Annotated in this window: 19 protein-coding genes; 10 read left to right on the forward strand and 9 right to left on the reverse strand. The window is 61.3% G+C overall.

Going from position 1 to position 16,382, the window contains the following annotated elements; genetic code table 11:
- The first annotated feature begins 132 nt into the window (after positions 1–132).
- Positions 133–1,902 (forward strand): putative bifunctional diguanylate cyclase/phosphodiesterase, encoded by a 1,770-nt coding sequence (locus HU752_RS15120; protein ID WP_225920150.1) that lies wholly within the window; start codon positions 133–135, stop codon positions 1,900–1,902.
- A 67-nt stretch (positions 1,903–1,969) separates the two neighbouring features.
- Here the strand turns inward: HU752_RS15120 and HU752_RS15130 are convergent, their stop codons facing one another.
- Positions 1,970–2,365: a VOC family protein gene (locus HU752_RS15130; protein WP_186677065.1), complete on the reverse strand. Its 396-nt coding sequence runs from the start codon at positions 2,363–2,365 to the stop codon at positions 1,970–1,972.
- A 510-nt stretch (positions 2,366–2,875) separates the two neighbouring features.
- Between HU752_RS15130 and HU752_RS15135 the strand changes: the two genes are divergently transcribed.
- The gene (locus HU752_RS15135; RefSeq protein WP_186677054.1) at positions 2,876–4,462 is read left to right on the forward strand and encodes a methyl-accepting chemotaxis protein; all 1,587 of its coding nucleotides are present in this window, start codon (positions 2,876–2,878) and stop codon (positions 4,460–4,462) included.
- A gap of 15 nt (positions 4,463–4,477) precedes the next feature.
- Here the strand turns inward: HU752_RS15135 and HU752_RS15140 are convergent, their stop codons facing one another.
- Together HU752_RS15140 and HU752_RS15145 are read right to left on the reverse strand one after the other, a co-directional pair.
- Entirely contained in the window at positions 4,478–5,077 is a 600-nt protein-coding gene (locus HU752_RS15140) for a TetR/AcrR family transcriptional regulator (RefSeq protein WP_186677052.1), read from the reverse strand.
- Positions 5,078–5,100: 23 nt separating this feature from the next.
- A complete protein-coding gene (locus HU752_RS15145) occupies positions 5,101–5,697 on the reverse strand; it encodes an NAD(P)H-dependent oxidoreductase (RefSeq protein ID WP_186677050.1) in 597 nt (198 codons plus the stop codon).
- Between the two features lie 223 nt (positions 5,698–5,920).
- Between HU752_RS15145 and HU752_RS15150 the strand changes: the two genes are divergently transcribed.
- The 3 genes from HU752_RS15150 to HU752_RS15160 all read left to right on the forward strand — a co-directional run bounded on the left by HU752_RS15150 (position 5,921) and on the right by HU752_RS15160 (position 10,342).
- Positions 5,921–8,506: an excinuclease ABC subunit UvrA gene (locus tag HU752_RS15150; RefSeq protein ID WP_186677048.1), complete on the forward strand. Its 2,586-nt coding sequence runs from the start codon at positions 5,921–5,923 to the stop codon at positions 8,504–8,506.
- Positions 8,507–8,549: 43 nt separating this feature from the next.
- The gene (locus HU752_RS15155; protein ID WP_225920151.1) at positions 8,550–9,596 is read left to right on the forward strand and encodes an AraC family transcriptional regulator; all 1,047 of its coding nucleotides are present in this window, start codon (positions 8,550–8,552) and stop codon (positions 9,594–9,596) included.
- Positions 9,597–9,892: 296 nt separating this feature from the next.
- On the forward strand, positions 9,893–10,342 hold the full coding sequence (locus HU752_RS15160; protein ID WP_225920152.1) for a hypothetical protein: 450 nt from the start codon (positions 9,893–9,895) through the stop codon (positions 10,340–10,342).
- Positions 10,343–10,390: 48 nt separating this feature from the next.
- Here HU752_RS15160 and HU752_RS15165 read toward each other — a convergent pair whose 3' ends face one another.
- The 6 genes from HU752_RS15165 to HU752_RS15190 form a co-directional block, all read right to left on the reverse strand.
- Positions 10,391–10,753 carry a TIGR03745 family integrating conjugative element membrane protein gene (locus HU752_RS15165; protein WP_186677044.1) on the reverse strand — a complete coding sequence of 121 codons (363 nt, stop codon included), beginning with the start codon at positions 10,751–10,753 and terminating at the stop codon, positions 10,391–10,393.
- Positions 10,754–10,790: 37 nt separating this feature from the next.
- Positions 10,791–11,030 (reverse strand): TIGR03758 family integrating conjugative element protein, encoded by a 240-nt coding sequence (locus tag HU752_RS15170; RefSeq protein ID WP_186677041.1) that lies wholly within the window; start codon positions 11,028–11,030, stop codon positions 10,791–10,793.
- A gap of 9 nt (positions 11,031–11,039) precedes the next feature.
- Complete coding sequence (locus tag HU752_RS15175; RefSeq protein ID WP_186677039.1) at positions 11,040–11,210, reverse strand: hypothetical protein; 171 nt, start codon at positions 11,208–11,210, stop codon at positions 11,040–11,042.
- A gap of 294 nt (positions 11,211–11,504) precedes the next feature.
- Complete coding sequence (locus HU752_RS15180; RefSeq protein WP_225920153.1) at positions 11,505–11,714, reverse strand: protein L; 210 nt, start codon at positions 11,712–11,714, stop codon at positions 11,505–11,507.
- A 185-nt stretch (positions 11,715–11,899) separates the two neighbouring features.
- The gene (locus tag HU752_RS15185) at positions 11,900–12,064 is read right to left on the reverse strand and encodes a twin-arginine translocation signal domain-containing protein (protein WP_186677034.1); all 165 of its coding nucleotides are present in this window, start codon (positions 12,062–12,064) and stop codon (positions 11,900–11,902) included.
- A gap of 12 nt (positions 12,065–12,076) precedes the next feature.
- Complete coding sequence (locus HU752_RS15190) at positions 12,077–12,649, reverse strand: ester cyclase (RefSeq protein WP_186677032.1); 573 nt, start codon at positions 12,647–12,649, stop codon at positions 12,077–12,079.
- Between the two features lie 130 nt (positions 12,650–12,779).
- Between HU752_RS15190 and HU752_RS15195 the strand changes: the two genes are divergently transcribed.
- The 5 genes from HU752_RS15195 (at position 12,780) to HU752_RS15215 (ending at position 16,327) form a co-directional block, all read left to right on the forward strand.
- Positions 12,780–13,718 carry a LysR family transcriptional regulator gene (locus tag HU752_RS15195; RefSeq protein WP_186677030.1) on the forward strand — a complete coding sequence of 313 codons (939 nt, stop codon included), beginning with the start codon at positions 12,780–12,782 and terminating at the stop codon, positions 13,716–13,718.
- Positions 13,719–14,098: 380 nt separating this feature from the next.
- A complete protein-coding gene (locus HU752_RS15200; RefSeq protein WP_186677017.1) occupies positions 14,099–14,398 on the forward strand; it encodes a hypothetical protein in 300 nt (99 codons plus the stop codon).
- A gap of 182 nt (positions 14,399–14,580) precedes the next feature.
- Complete coding sequence (locus tag HU752_RS15205; RefSeq protein WP_186677015.1) at positions 14,581–14,901, forward strand: hypothetical protein; 321 nt, start codon at positions 14,581–14,583, stop codon at positions 14,899–14,901.
- A gap of 50 nt (positions 14,902–14,951) precedes the next feature.
- The gene (locus tag HU752_RS15210; protein WP_225920154.1) at positions 14,952–15,863 is read left to right on the forward strand and encodes an SMP-30/gluconolactonase/LRE family protein; all 912 of its coding nucleotides are present in this window, start codon (positions 14,952–14,954) and stop codon (positions 15,861–15,863) included.
- Positions 15,864–15,955: 92 nt separating this feature from the next.
- Complete coding sequence (locus HU752_RS15215) at positions 15,956–16,327, forward strand: hypothetical protein (RefSeq protein WP_186677014.1); 372 nt, start codon at positions 15,956–15,958, stop codon at positions 16,325–16,327.
- Positions 16,328–16,382: the final 55 nt, after the last annotated feature.

The raw sequence follows: 16,382 nt of genomic DNA on the forward strand, positions 1-16,382 counted from the left end.
CTGACAGTGGCCGCCCGGTTTTTCCCTTTCAATGGGCAAGCGTTTCCGGGGGGCGGAGTCATCAGCGGTGAACAAACTGGCCATGTGCCGCTCTTAAGCTCATGCGTCTTTAATACGGTAACTGGAGTGATCATGGGCAACACGCCAATCGAGCAAGATGAACGCTTGCGCCTGGCCGAGGTGGACCGTCTGACGTCCGCGCTTTCAAGCGGCTCGGACCCGGTACTCAACAGCGTGGTTTCCCTGCTTTGCGCCTATTTCGATGTGCCGATCGCCTTGGTCAGCGTCATTGATCGCGACTATCAGATCTTCAAGGCGCGGATAGGCCTGGCCCTGGAGCGCACGCCGAAGGAGATGTCGATCTGTGCCAACGGCCTTTGCCAGGACACGGTGCTGGAAATCTGCGACGCCTTGGCTGACGTCCGTACTGTCGATAACCCGCTGGTGACAGGGGACCCCTACATCCGCTACTACGCCGGGGCTCTGCTGGAGGTCAAGCCAGGCCTGAGCGTAGGCCGCTTGTGCATCATCGATCGCAAGTCACGGGCAGCGCTGAGCGAACGTGACCAGGAGCTGTTGCGCAATGCCGCGCAGGTCGTGGTGTCGCGGCTGCAGTCCATCCACCAGCAGAATTTCTACGATTCGATCACCGGGCTGCCCAACCGGCGACGCTTCGAGGCGGATCTTCATGATGCCGATACCCTGGCCGGTCAGGTGGCGGTATTCATCGAGCCGATTTCGGCATCCGGCATGGACCGTTTGGTCAAGGCCCTGGGCCTGGAGTTCTTCACCCATTTCATGCTAGCGGTCAAGGAGGTCCTGTTGGACGTGCTGCCCGCGTCCTCACGGCTGTATCGGGTCAGTACCCTGAGCTTCCTGACCCTGGTCGAGCCTCGCGAGGCGGCTTCCTTGCCGGGCAAGCTCGATGAAATCGTCCGGGCGCTGGGCAGGCCGCTTCACTGTGGCAACGTGCCGGTGTTTGCGGACGTGGCGATCAGTGTCCTGGAGCTCGGCGTTGAAGTCGATGCCTCGCTCGACAGCCTGCGCCTGATGGCCAGCATGACCGATGCGGCCCGTCTGAGCGAGCATCGCTGGCTGGGGTATGACCCCCTGGTCGATGCCAGCCTGCGACGCAGCGCCACCTTGCTCAACGACCTCGAGGCAGCGCTGATCGCCACGGATCAGTTGCGACTCGTCTATCAGCCCAGGGTCGGCCTGGCCAATAACCGCTGTGTCGCCGTCGAGGCGCTCCTGCGCTGGACGCATCCGACCCTGGGCCCGATCAGTCCTGCGGAATTCATCCCCCTGGCTGAAACCACCGCATCCATTCGCGGTATCACGCGCCTGGTGGTCCGGCACGTCTGCGCGCAACAGGCCAAATGGAGGGCCCAGGGGCTGGAGCTGATCGTGTCGCTGAACATCTCCGCACTCGATCTCGGTGACGGCCACCTTTTCGAGGACCTGACCCGCGCGCTCGAGGTGTATGACGTGGATCCCCGGCACATCGAACTCGAGTTCACCGAAAGCGCGCTGGTGACCGACTTCGAGATGGTGCACCAGCAACTCCAGCGTTTCCGCGACCTGGGGGTTGCGATTGGTATCGACGATTTCGGCAGTGGCTACAGCAACTGGGTGTACTTGCGCCGCATCCCCGCCACCAGCGTCAAGCTCGACCGCTCGCTGCTGGCCAACCTGCAACCCGGGAACAACGAGTGGCACATCATTCGAAATCTGATCAGCCTGCTGCGCGACTTGAGCCTCACGGTCGTGGCAGAGGGCATAGAAACCGATCTGCATCATCACCTGCTGCGCGGCTGGGGGTGCGATCAGGGGCAAGGTTATTACTACGCCAAGCCCATGCCGGCCGAGGCGCTCATGGAGTGGCTGCAGCGGCCGGCCTGACAGCTGTGGACATTCCAGGGACTGGATGCCGCGCGGCGCCTGTATAAGTCATTCGGATTCGAGTTGACTACACCGGCTGGTCGGGTGTGGGCACTGCCCGGTCGGGCAGGCACACGCGTAGCCGGTGACCATCAGGGTCGAGCGCCACGAACGTCAGTCCGAACGCGGCGTGATGCAGCGGCTGCTCAACGACGGCCCCCCGGTCGACCCATTGCTGTTGAAGTGCCTCGACCTGCGCCGGTGTCTCGGCGAGGAACGCCACCTCACTTCGATGGCCGCTGCCGCCGCTCTTGTAGTCCTGGGCGCTGGTTGACCAGAGCCCCAGGGCCACACCGCTATTGAGCGAAAACGACACGTAGTTGGGGAAGGCGGCCTGCGGCTCGATGCCCAGCAGGTTCTCGTAGAAGGCGCGGCTTTTCTGTGGGTCCTGCACGTAGAGCAGAAACAGGTTCGGGTGATTCATGGGGGTTTCCTCGTGTGTGGGAGCCCGGATGTTATTCGAGGTGCCTGTCAGAACCTGTCAGCAGTCTGAGTCCGCCCTGGCGAATGGCTTGGACGCGCATTGGCCGGTATCAAACGGAGGAGGGGCTAGGCTTTGTCTGAAAAGTCTTGAGACGAAGGTCAGGCAAGGCGAAAACCGCCGAGGAACGACCGGGGTCGCGCCCGACTTTACTGGAGTAAATGAGCATTCCGAGGCGGTTTTCAACGCAGCATCACCGAGTATCAAGATTTTTCAGACAGAGCCTAGAGTTGCCTGCTACCCATTACCGGCTCAGTCCCCTGGCCGTCGCGACAAGGCTGTCGAGGCGAGCTGGGTGTTTGTGAAAAAAAGCACTCTCGATGGAACCGCCATTTTTGGATGGTGTCATGTTGATATCATGAAGGGCGGCACCTTCCAGGCTTCCGTCGTTCATGTGGTGGTGCGCAGTGTTCGCGCCACCTCACACATAGACACTGAACGGCGGAAATTTAGATGGCGGGAGCAATCACACGTGGGTTGGGCAATATCAGTGTCCGGGCGAAGCTGACGCTTGGCTTTGCGACGGTGCTGGTACTGACGGTATTGATCGCGCTCACTGGCTGGCAAGGACTGGCATCGCTCAGTGAGCGCGGTGACAAGTTGATCTCGATTTCCATCTTGAACGAGAAAGCCCGGGACATGCGCATCGCGAGGCTGTCCTACGCGCTCAAGCCTGACAGCGAGCACGCTGGCGCAGTGATCAGGGCGATCGACGCAGCGGATCGGCATATCGATGAGGTGAAGGCGCAACTGGAAACTCCGGAGAGCCTGCGCTGGGTGGCCCAGGCCGACCGTGCCCTGGACCAGTACCGGGCGCATTTCAACGACTTCGCCCAAGCCATTGGCGCCACGGGCGCTGAAGACCGGGCACGTCAGGCAGAGAGCGGCCTGAACGCCGATATCGCCTCCTTGCTGGAGGCCAGCCAGCAACTGTCAGCCGGCCAGATCACCAAGCGCGATCATGATGTCAACCAGGCCAACGCGTGGCTCGGCGGCGCCTCTGCAGCTGCCCTGATACTGGGCGCGCTTGCCGCCTGGTTCATCACCCGGCTGATCGTCGGTCCCCTGATGGTGACGGTGCAGGCGTCCCGGCGCGTGGCCAGTGGCGACTTGAGCCAGGATCTGGAGGTGACGCGCCGTGACGAACTGGGCCAGCTGCAGGACAGCATGCAACGCATGACGATCAGCCTGCGCGAAGTGATTGGCGGCATTCGCGACGGTGTGACCCAGATCGCCAGTGCTGCCGAAGAGCTGTCGGCGGTCACCGAACAGACCAGTGCCGGGGTCAACAGCCAGAAGGTGGAGACCGACCAGGTGGCGACCGCCATGAACGAGATGGCCGCCACCGTGCAGGAAGTGGCACGTAACGCCGAACAGGCTTCACAGGTGGCGCTGACCGCCAGCGAGGATGCCCGCAACAGTGATGAGGTGGTGGCACAGGCCCTGTCCCAGATCGAACGCCTGGCTACGGAAGTGGGGCATTCCACCGAGGCCATGACCGAGCTCAAGCGCGAGAGCGACAAGATCGGCACGGTACTGGATGTGATCAAGTCGGTGGCGGAACAGACCAACCTGCTGGCCTTGAACGCGGCGATCGAAGCCGCCCGAGCCGGCGAGGCCGGGCGCGGGTTTGCCGTGGTGGCCGATGAGGTGCGTAGTCTGGCTCAACGCACGCAGGCTTCGACCCAGGAGATCGAAAGCCTGATCGATGGCCTGCAGGGTGTCACCGCGCAAGTGGCCACCACCCTGGACAACAGCCGCACCTTGACCGACAGCAGTGTCGAACTGAGCCGGCGTGCCGGCACGTCCTTGCTCAACATCACCCGTTCGGTGGCTTCCATTGAATCGATGAACCAGCAGATTGCCGCGGCCGCCGAGCAGCAGGCAGCCGTGGCTGATGAGATCAACCGCAGTGTGCTGAACGTGCGCGACATTTCCGAGCAGACCTCGGCCGCCAGCGAAGAAACCGCTGCGTCCAGCATCGACCTGGCGCGCCTGGGCGTGCAGTTGCAAGGCCTGGTGGGTCAATTCAAGCTTTGAGGGAGAGCCTTAAGCTCAGTGGCTGCGCTCGACCATGCCAAGAAGAGTTTGTCGAAGCTCTTCTTTGGCCTGTTCTTCAGTGATGTCCGCCACCAGCGCAGCCTCGGACAAGGTGTCGGCAGCTCCCAGCATTGCCCAGAGGCTGGCGCTCGATACACCCCCGGGTCCGGCGAAAGGCTCGAATATTCCAGCACACTTGGTGATGAGCGCCTTCTGGTACTGACGCTTGACGGCCGTCAGCTCTGGCGAGCCGCAGAGCGCAGCCAGGACTCCCTGGATTTCACGCCCCTGGGTCAGCACGCAATCGACATACGCCGCGGCAAAGACCTGTGCCTTGTCCGCCAAGGTGGGCCGGGCGGCGGCAATGGCGGCATCGAAAAGTGCGGTTTGGCGAATGTCGTAATCCTGGTACAGGGCGGCGAGCAGACCGTTTCGCGTTCCGAAATGATCGTAGACCAGAGGCTTGGTGACACCCGCGACCTCGGCCAGGCGGCCCAGCGTGAGCGCATCGGTCCCCTCATCGCCGATCAGCGTCCAGGACGCCTCCAGCAACTGGCGGGTGCGGGCTTCTCGGGTCAGGCGTCGGCGCGGCGGTTCGGAAGTTGGCGAAGTCATGCACCGGATTGTCCCACACCGCCCTATGGCTGAGAAGCCACCACGCCCGCGCCTATCCGTTGCGCTGTCTGCAGGTGAGCCTGCGGATAGCCCTCATCCGAAGCGAGAAGCAAGTCTGAGCTGCGCACATGGGCTCCGCAGTAATCGAAGATGCCGTGGTCGATCTGCGTCTTCATCGCCGGCGCATAGCCGTGCCGAGTGAAGGTGCCTGCATCGGCGCCTCCCACCGCAACCAAGTGGACTTGCAGGCGCTGCAGCTTTTTCACGACCTTGCCGTTGCCGCTGTCTTCGTAGGCCCAGCCCATCGAGAACACACGATCGATCCAGCCCTTGAGCAGGGCAGGGAATGACCACCAGTAGATCGGGTAGACCATCACCAGGGCCTGCGCCCGATCCACTCGTTCCTGCTCTGCTGCCACGTCGGCAGGCACGGCGGCCTGCTGCATGAACAGTGCCTGATCCGCCTGGTTGAAACGCGGATCGAACCCTTCGGCCGCCAGGTCGGCAATCTCGCTGGTGTGCTGCGGGCCTGAAGCGGCAATGCCTTGGGCCACGCATCGAGCAATGGCGTGAGTCAGTGAATCGGGATTGGGATGGGCGACGACGATCAGGCTGTGCATGGTTGAAGCTCCAGTGGCGGGTGAGCGGCTCTTGAAGGCTCGGGTGTGGGTGAATTTCTACCTACTAAAAGTAACTTACCATTAGTAGGTTGTCGAGCCCGGCATGGCGGAGGCCAGGCGCCCGCATCGCCGATAAGGCGAACCCGTCGTTGTCGGTCGTGTCAGTTGCCAAAGCGTGATGATGTACAGTGGCGTCCTCAGCTCAGCAGCAGGACACGGATACATGGCAAATCCTCCATACGGTGAATCCTCATGCCGCGTCGCAGCCAGCGGCCAGGTGGAGGTGCGCGGCGCGCGGGAACACAACCTCAAGGAGGTGGATGTCGACATCCCTCGCAATGCGCTGGTGGTGTTTTCCGGGGTCTCCGGCTCCGGCAAGTCCTCGCTGGCGTTCGGCACCCTTTACGCCGAGGCGCAGCGGCGCTACTTCGAGTCGGTGGCGCCGTATGCGCGACGCCTGATCGACCAGGCCGGTGTTCCCGATGTCGATGCCATCGATGGCCTGCCGCCGGCGGTCGCGCTGCAACAGCAGCGAGGCGCGAGCAATGCACGTTCCTCAGTGGGCAGCGTGACCACGCTCTCCAGCCTGGTGCGCATGATGTATTCGCGCGCCGGTACCTATCCGGCCGAGCAGCCGATGCTCTACGCCGAGGACTTTTCGCCGAACACCCCGCAAGGCGCCTGCCAGGCCTGTCATGGCTTGGGCCACGTGTACGAGGTGACGGAAGCCACCATGGTGCCCGATCCCTCGCTGAGCATCCGCGAGCGGGCCATTGCGGCTTGGCCGCCGGCCTGGCATGGCCAGAACCTGCGCGACATCCTGGTCACCCTGGGCTATGACGTCGACTGTCCCTGGAAGGATTTGCCGAAGAAGGACCGGGACTGGATTCTCTTCACCGAAGAGACGCCCACGGCGCCGGTCTATGCCGGCCTCACGCCGGCCGAGACCCGTGAGGCGCTCAAGCGCAAACTTGAACCCAGCTACATGGGGACCTTCACGGGGGCCCGGCGCTATGTGCTGCACACCTTTGCCAGCACGCAAAGTGCCCTGATGCGAAAGCGTGTCTCGCGCTACATGGAGGGCAGGCTGTGCCCGGCCTGCAATGGCAAGCGACTCAAGGCCGAGGCGCTGTCGGTGACTTTTGCCGGGCTGGACATTGGCGAGTTCCTGCAAATGCCCTTGGATCGCTTGGCGGCTTTGCTCGAACCGGTTGCCGAGGGCGACTTCCAGGCCCACATGGCGGCCGATGCGAACTCGTCTGGTGTGCCTGGCACCTGCGCGCTCCCGGAGGAAAAGCGCCTCGCCGCGCAACGTCTGGCCGGTGGGGTGATGGCGCGTCTGCGTCAACTGCGTGGGTTGGGTTTGGGCTACCTCAGCCTGGACAGGGCCACGCCAACGTTGTCGGCTGGCGAGCTGCAGCGGTTGCGCCTGGCCACGCAATTGAGCTCCATGCTGTTTGGCGTGGTGTACGTGCTGGACGAGCCCTCGGCGGGTCTGCACCCCTCTGACAGTCAGTCGCTGTACGACTCGCTGGATAAGCTTCGTGATGCCGGCAACTCGGTGTTTGTCGTGGAGCATGACCTGGACTTGATGCGCCGTGCGCAATGGTTGGTGGATGTGGGGCCCGATGCGGGAGAGCGCGGCGGGCGCGTGCTCTACAGTGGCGTGCCGCAAGGGCTGCGGGAAATTGCCGAGTCGCGGACCGCGCGTTATCTGTTCGACGAGATATCCGCGCCCGCTAGTCGCGAGCGCGAACCCGTTGGATGGCTGGAGCTGCGAGGCATTCGGCGGCACAACCTGCATGGCGTGGATGCTCGCATCCCGCTAGGGGTACTGACGGCGGTGACCGGTATCTCCGGGTCGGGCAAGTCCAGCCTTGTCGCCCAGGCCCTGCCAGAATTGTTGCTGCTGCACCTTGGGCACGAACCGCAAGACGATGCGGCTGACAATGCCAATGGTGAGGGGCCTTCCGTGATCGAGGTCACGGGCGGTCATCTGGCCGGAGACCTGGAGGGGATCCAGCGCCTGGTCCAGGTCGATCAGAAGCCGATTGGCCGCACGCCGCGCTCCAACCTCGCTACCTATACCGGCTTGTTCGATCACGTGCGCAAGCTGTTTGCGGCCACGCCGGATGCGCGCCGGCACCGCTATGACGCCGGGCGGTTTTCCTTCAACGTGGCGAAGGGGCGTTGCGAAACATGCGAGGGAGAGGGCTTCGTCAGCGTTGAACTGCTGTTCATGCCCAGTGTCTACGCACCGTGCCAGACTTGCCACGGCGCGCGTTATAACCAGGACACGCTCGCCGTCCGCTGGAACGGGCGCAACATCGCCGAGGTGCTGCACATGACGGTGGAACAAGCCCACGAGTTCTTTGCGGGTGAAGACGCTATCGCGCGTCCACTGCAGCTGTTGCGGGAGATCGGGCTGGGCTACCTGCGACTGGGGCAGCCCGCCACTGAGCTATCGGGCGGCGAGGCACAGCGCATCAAGCTCGCCACGGAGCTGCAGCGAAGCCAGCGGGGCCGCAGCCTGTACGTGCTCGACGAACCGACGACAGGCTTGCATGCCTGCGATGCCGACCGTTTGCTGGTGCAGTTGCAGCGCCTGGTCGAGGCCGGCAATACGGTGGTGATGATCGAGCATGACATGCGCGTGGTGGGCCAGGCCGACTGGGTGATTGATGTCGGGCCAGGGGCAGGGGAAGCGGGTGGCCGTATTGTCGCGACCGGTACGCCTCGGCAAGTGGCGACGGCGCCTGGCAGTCGCACGGCCCCATTTCTGGCTGAGGCGCTGCTGCGCACGCAATGATTTCCCAATCCAATACAAGCCTGCATCACAGAGGTGAGACGTCATGGGAAACCCGGTTTTCACGTTCAGTACCGAGGCGCTCCCACCGAGGTCGCGATTCGAGGCCTGGCGTGAAGAAGTCAACGCCATCTTCGACATCAACATCGGCACAACGGAGTCTTCAGGATTCAACTACCGCCTGACGACCAGTTTTGTCGGTGAAATCCTGATGGGCTGTGGTGTCTGGGAGGGGGAGAGCGCGCCGGTGCACTACGGTGTGAAACGGCCTTTGCAGATGATCCGCCGTGATGGCCTGGATCATTTCTACGTCTGCCTGAGCCTCTCCCATTCAATCCATGGCTCTGCCGGGCGCACAACGCTCGCTGCCGGTCGGTCGCAGATCTACGTGCTCGACCTGGCTCGCGAACTCGACAGCGTGATTGCTGCCGGGGACACGATTATCCTGACTATTCCTCGCGATGTACTCAGCGCCCGCCTGGGCCCCAAGGACCTTCACGGGCTGGTGCTGCGAGGCGCATTGGGCGACCTGCTTGCCGATCACATGCGCGCCTTGCAGCATCGGCTGGCTGACCTCAAGCACGACGACATCCCCTACGTACAACAAGCCACGCTGGCCATGGTCGCCGCCGCGCTGGCACCCAGTGCAGCCAACTTCATGGAGGCCGAGGCGCAAATCGACCACACGCTGCTCAATCGCGCGCGTCAACTGATTGAACAGCATTTGCATCGACCCGATCTCTCTCCGGCCTTCGTGGCCGGGCAGTTGGGCCTTTCCCGGGCGCGCCTGTACCGACTGTTTGCACAGGAGTCGGGCGTGTCGGCGTATATCCAGTTCCGCCGGCTGAACAAGGCCCGCGAGCTTCTTCAAGGCGAGCTCGGCCACCAGCAGCGTATTTCCAGCCTGGGGTTTCAATTCGGCTTTAAAAGCGACGCGCACTTCAGTCGCTCGTTCAAGGCCGCGTTTGGTTACTCACCCACTGAAGCCAGGGAGCAGGCCGCGGCCGGACGGCTGCCTCACACCGCAAAGCCCAATCGTGCCCACACCGGATTTTCCCTGCAGAAGATCCTTGATCAGATGCAGACCGACTGAGACGCACGGACAACAGTTTGAGACGCTCAGGCAAGAGAATTTTCTCGGCCATCCAAGTGTAACTTTATAATCGGTATCGAATTGTTTCAGAGCTGATTCAGCTCTTGTTGCCGAGTATTAAGCGGCTATTTCATGCGTCGTGGGCCATCTGTTCTTGCCCTTGTGGTGGGCGCTTTATTTTTGTCGGGTTGTATCCGGAATGAAGTTGTCCGGGTGGCTGTCATGACCATTCGTTTGCAAAGCTTAATAACTGAGCGTCCAGGGATTGTTCAATAAATAGGGTTAAGGGGTTAGGGATGAAAAAGTTGTTTCTAATGGCAATTTTAAGTTCGGCCATCACCAGTGGTTGCAGTTCGATGCCTCCAATACCTTCCATGGCGGGGGATGACAAGTTTTCAGAAAGCTACGTGGCATCACACCTGTTCAAGGGGAGAACCACCCTGGCAGAAGTTTCAAGTTTGTACGGAGAGCCGGACTCTAAAAGCAACTACAGTGATGGCAGCTCAAGCCTTATCTACAGGAAGCGTACTGTACGAGACAATCTGACGTCGCTTTATAATCTGGTCGGCACCATTCCGGGTACCGATTCTGCAACTTCAGCGCTGGCCCAGGCCAGCAACAAGACCTATGACCTTGACAAGGCAAACAATTCAATCAAAGAGTTGTCAGGGAACAAAGGTCATGACAGCAATTACCTGAGTGTGACCTTCGACAAGAACGGGGTGGTTAAATCCTGGTCGCAATAACGTGGCAAACTCGATCACTTCAGGCGAGCATTGCCACGACGTTCCGGATCACAGCACACCGGTGCCCTTGGTCAACAGCCAGATGACGATCACCAACAGCAGGGCGCCGACCCCACAGGTCAGGCCGAACTGGCCCCAGGTCTTCTTGCCGGTCTGCACCTCGGAGTAGCAACTGTAGGCGTGGTAGGCCACTCCGCAGAACGCTGCGGCGGAGATGGCCAGCGCGATTAGTGCGACGATGTCGTAGCCGTAGTTCTGTAGCGTCTCGATGATGCCCCGGCCATCGCCGCGGCTGGGGGCCTCCATCGAGGGTAAGCCCGCGCAGGCCAGTCCTGACCACAAGGTAATGCCGGTCAGGAGTAGGCGCGAGAGTGATCGTTTGGACCTTTCAAGGGCGCGTTGGATGTTCATCAGGGTGCCTCCATTGCAGGGTGTGGAACAGGAAGAGTCAGTGCAGTACCAGGGCGGTGAGCAGGATGTAGATCAGCGCCACCTTGATGAACAGGCTGAAGAACCTGCCCTGGGACAGGTGGCCGGCGGCCCAGCCTCGATAGCCACTCAAGATCGCCCAGCCGGCAAAGACCAACGCCACGGCCAGCACCAGGCCGGACAGCAACTGCGTGCTTTGCGACACGGTAAAACCGCCTATGGCCTCAAAAGCCGTCCGCTGCGATTGGCTCATGCTCATGGTGCGGATTCATCTGTTCGGGGGTGTTGAGCGGTCAGCGCTGGCCGGCACCGGTTGCATCTCGGTATCGAGCTGGCGCAGCAGGTCTTCCAGGTGTGCACGTTCCTTGCCTGAGGGGTCGGCTTGCACCAGATCCGTGGCAAGGCTTGCAGAGAGTGCGATAAGGCGCAGCTGTTTCATGGCAGGGGGCATGGGTGTGGTCCGCTCGAAGAAAGTTCGTCGAGCGTGCCGTAGGTTCCCATCGAGAGCAGCAGGAAAACAGGAACCGGGGGGACGGGTTTTCCAGGCCGGAACCACCTGATTCCTGTGGAACTCAGAGGGTTGTTCGGCCTGTCGGCGGCAGCGATGCCAGGCTTTCCGGCACTGGAGCCTGAAAGAACGTTCCGTCAGTGACTGGCTCTACACCGCAAAGCAACCGACAGGAAACGAGCCAGGCCCATGGCTTTTCGGCCACGGGCCAGAGCGTTGACTGGCCTAATTGACGGCGGTCTTGAGCACCAGGCGCCAGTGCACGGGAATCTTGAAGTCAGTGTGCCGGTGCTGGTTCTGATGGGGGAAGCGTTCGCCCTTGCGGGCGGTGAGTTCTTTCCCGCACCCGGTGCAGAGGTAGATACCGGAAACAGGGACTGCCGCGTCGAATTCGTAACTCAGATTCCACTCGTCCGAGTCACCGAGAAGTGCCATGGCCATCTTTTGATCCCTCACATGATGAATTCTGACTCACCAACGCTACTACACCCTGGACAGCGTGCCGCATTTTCCGACAGATGGGCTGCCTTCCCTGGTTTTGGGCGGTCAGGCGGCGCAGTAAAGGCCTGTCTGCCCTGCACCTCGTTCGATATCCGCCCCCCGACTCTCGTTCTCGTACCTCAATCGCTCGGAGGGTGTTGGATGGTCTTGGCCATTGTCTGCTCCGTGCCTGCCATTGCGCTGGGGAGCATGGCCGGGGTGGCAATGCCGCCGGCAATCACGCCGGTCTGCTTGAGAAAACGACGCCGGTCCTTATCCGGCGTCTGCTGCCGTGTCGAGTTCACCAGCAGTCTCCTTTACCTGGCGGCCAGGCCGGCTTGTTGAAGGAGGGAGAGGTTGTCCTCCAGGTGCCAGTTTTCGACGATGCGCCCCTTGGCGATCCGATAGATGTCGGTCGCGATGAAGTCGATGTCCTGGCCTTGTCCCTGTTTACCCATCAACGTGCCGGTGAAATGACCGGTGAAGTGGAGGTGAGTCACCACCCGGTCGCCAGCTACGATCATCTGGCGGATTTCACAATGCAGGTCCGGTACGGCGGAGCGAAAAGCCTTCGAGGCGGCCAGTACTCCTTCAATACCTTGGGCGCGGCCGCCGGGCAGGGTCTTGTCGAGGAACGTCGGTGCCAGGGCCTGGCGCGCCATGGCCTCGTCGCCGGTGTTCCAGAAGGTGCCGTAGCGGCTTGCTGCGAGTGCTTGGGCGTCGAGTGCCTGCTTCGACAGGCTGGCGTCGGCGACCAGGACGGCGGGCTGGACGAGGTTGTCGGATTGGGCAACGGCGGGTGTGGCCGCAGCGCCCAGCATGAGGGCCGGGAGCAGGGCCGTTGCGCGAAGTCGCTGTTGAATCCTGGGTGGCGTGGTCTGGGAGGGCATGGATATCTCCTGGGTTTGAGCGGTCGTGTTCCCGGCGCGTTTGTCCGGCCTGGCACCATGGTCACTCAACAAATCGAAGGTAAATACGGGTATTCTTCGAATAGATCCTTTCCAATTGTTCAAGAATCAGATGATGATCGACAACCTACCCAACCTGCGTACCTTCGTGAGCGTGGTGGCCGTAGGCAGCCTGTCTGCGGCTGCCCGTGACATGGATCTGTCACTGGCGATGGTCAGCAAACGCCTGGCGCAACTGGAACGGGAGCTGGGCGTCCGCCTGCTTCAACGCACCACGCGAAAGCAGGTGCTGACGGAGGAAGGAAGACTGTTTCATGTCGAAGCGCTTCGAATACTGGCGGCCATCGAACAGGCGGAGGCCGTCATCTCGGGGAGGTCGCAGACGATTGATGGCACGCTGCGCCTGAGTGCTCCCGTCGAGTTGGGTCGGCAGTGGATCGCACCAGCGATTGCCGCTTTTCAGAAAATGCACCCCAAGGTGCGCGTGCAGTTGGAGCTTTCCGATGTGCTCGTGGACCTGCTCGATGCGGGTATCGACCTGGCCATCCGTTTCGGCAGCCTGGCCGACTCATCACTGATCGCTCGTCCGCTGGCGCCGAATTTCCGGGTGTTGTGCGCATCGCCGGATTACCTTCGGCAGTTTGGTGAGCCCAGCCACCCGGATGAGTTGATTCACCACCAATGCATCCTGATCGGTCATCACGCACGCACGGTCTGGACATTCGAGGGGGAGGAGCCTCTCTCGGTGCAGATCAACGGGACGTTCGTCACCAACGATGGCAGTGCGGCCCACGCGCTGGCGCTCGCAGGGGCGGGAATTGCACGCAAGTCGATCTGGGACGTGGGCGACGAGATCGCCGCTGGCCGGTTGGAACGGGTGCTTCCAGCGTTTGCCATTTGCGCGGCACCGTTGAATGCGATCTATCCGACTGGACGCCACCTCGCGCCGCGCGTGCGTGCCCTGGTGGAATTCCTGGGCGATCGACTTGGCAACGCATGGCGGTGGGAGGGCATGCGCGGGGCGGGAGTCGAGGGTTTGCCGAACACCTAGTGGCTGTCCGATCTCACTCAGAATGACGCGACAATCGACTTCGCTGGCAGGCTGACCTGGACCCTCAGTTGGGCCGCTTGATTCATGAAGTCCTCAAGATGTCCATGAGTGCTGGAGAGTGAAGGCCACTATCGCAAGCCCTGAACGAGCTGTGCCTTGATGGGATGTTCTTCTGGTCTGCACCTGGTCCCCATGAATACTGGCGATTGGGGCGGGCTGCTCTAAGCTTCGTACGAGGCATTTGAAACGCAGTTTCATTGCCTCAGCCTCTCGAGTGGAATGCATTTTCAAGTCGTAGTGTTCATTACCTGTCATCCGAGTGAGCCATGCCTGTGTTGGAATTATTTCCAACACCTTGTGATGAACAGGAGATGCTCACCATGAAAAAGAGTGCGGACAGTAAAGATGCCTATCATCAGGTCCTATTTCGTCTTTCGGTAACGCTCTACAACTCCAAAAGTGTCTATGTCGAAGGCACCGGTGGTGTCTACGGGTTTGAAATCCGTGTGAAGAATGATCACGGCCCCGACCCGGAAGGTGTGGTCCTGAGGGTGGACTCCAATGGTGACTGGATCGGTCGCATCGACGATCTGACGCCTGGAGTCAAGGAGTATGAAGTCCAGGCCAGGATCAATGACATGCCTTATGCCACGGCTACTCTGCACATCCCCAAACCTTGATCGGTTGCGCAGCAGGCCGCTCCCAGGCATCCGACGGGGAGCGGCTGCCTCGTGGATGCCCCGGTTCTCCCACGATTCCTCCCACCTGAGCATAACGACTAGTCGCAAAGAATGATGGAAGTTCGGCAGTCCGCCCGCTATAGATGAATGACAGCCAGGGCTGTACAAGGAGGGGGCAAAAAATGGGCGTTTCGTTGATCACCCGGCTCGTCGCAAGTCGCGGCACGGGAGCCGTCACGTATGACATCCTGCAGAGCGCAGCACCGGTTTTTCTCGAGGAGACCGAGGAGCGGAATATCTACCGGGTGGTGCTTCGCAGTGGCGAGTTTCGTTATATCAAGGACGCGCCTTGTTTCGGCGGCTTCGATGCGGAACTCGCCGCCGGCTCGATCATCTGCGGCGAGGTCATCGGCTCCATCTCTGATCACGCGGCAGCCGGAGACAATTCCCCTGATCTGCTGGTGCTCAGCGTCCTGGCAAAAGGCGCGGCGGTATCGTGCTGATACGGGTAGATGCGACAATCGCCTACGAACATTTGTCGGCGGTGTAATCAATGGATCGAACTCTCGATAGGGTCAATGGCGTGGCTTCACCTTTGCGTAAACTTCGATTCGTGCTGTACGGGTTGGGACTATCGTGCGCCGCAGCGCTGGGTTTCTTTGCCTGGCAGAGCTTTTACCCGGTGCGTCCGACGGATGGCTGGGACTATCAGGTGGCCTATCGCGACGTACCCAAGGCGGCATCATTGGCCCTCGCCCAGGACGGTTCGCTGATCGTCAGCCAGGAGTTGCGCGACCGAAAAGGCAGCATCGTGCGTATCCACCCGGACGGCCAGCGTGAGGTGATCGTGCCCAACCTCTCGAAGCCCGATGGCATGGTGCCTGCGCAGGGTGGCTGGGTGTTCAGCCAGGAGGTCGGCGGGGCACCGGTCAGCTTGCTCAAGGATGGCGTGGTGACCGACCTGTTCTCCGGCGACAACGTGCAGGGGCTGTGGAATGACGGTGATGACCTCTACGCCATCGAGGACAGCAAGGGTGATGGTCGGTTGCTGCGCTATCGCTGGAGCGACGGGACGTTGACCGTCGTGCGCGACCAGCTCAACGAGGCTGAGTCCATCACCCGTTGTACGGATGGCCGGCTGCTCTACACCAAGAAGAAGGAGGGCGCGGTCCGCCAACTGACCGAGGACCACCGTGACCCGGTGGTGCTGGCCGGCCTGAACCAGCCGACCTACCTGATGTGCGATGAGCGCGGCTTGTGGATCAGCGAGGACTCGACGCACCGTGCCCGCCTGCTACTGGTGGACCCGCAGGGGAAACAGCAGACCATCCTGTCGTTCCTCAAGGCACCGCAGTCGATCATTCGGACGGACAAGGGCAGCTATCTGCTGGCCGAAGGTGGGCGCAACCGGGTGTTGGAGCTGACGCCAGCCTCGATCGACAGCCTTCACGGCGAGGCGGATTGACTATCGGGTCACAATCCCGCCAGGTCGGTTTGAGCCAGTTCGGGAGCCATGTTATGGTTCCTGGGCTATCAACATGATCTTAAAGGGATTTTATGCGGTTGTTCCTCTCGAAGACCTTCGGTGGTCTCACTCGGCAGTACTACATTCGTCAGTTTCTGTTCAGCCTGTTGTTCCTCGCGATAGTCATCTGGGGGGTCACCAACAGCAAGACCGGGCTGACGCTCAATTCGAGCCTGTTCATCCTGTTCTCGATCGTCAGTTGCTTCCTCTATCCTTACGCGCGCTTTGTCTATGAAAGCGTGGTCGGCTACGTGATGGGCAACAATGTCTTTTTCGTGAACGCCATCTTCATGATGGTGGTGAAGATCTTCACCATGTACCTGTGCTGGGCCTTCTCCATTTTCATTGCGCCGGTGGGGCTGCTGTACCTGTACTTCCACCACAGCCGCAACGCTCGCGTGTAAGACCTGCGGCGGGCGGTACCCACTGCCCGCCGTCTCGCCAAAAAAAGGCCCGCTT

It is taken from the genome of Pseudomonas vanderleydeniana, from assembly GCF_014268755.2.
Lineage (GTDB): Bacteria > Pseudomonadota > Gammaproteobacteria > Pseudomonadales > Pseudomonadaceae > Aquipseudomonas > Aquipseudomonas vanderleydeniana.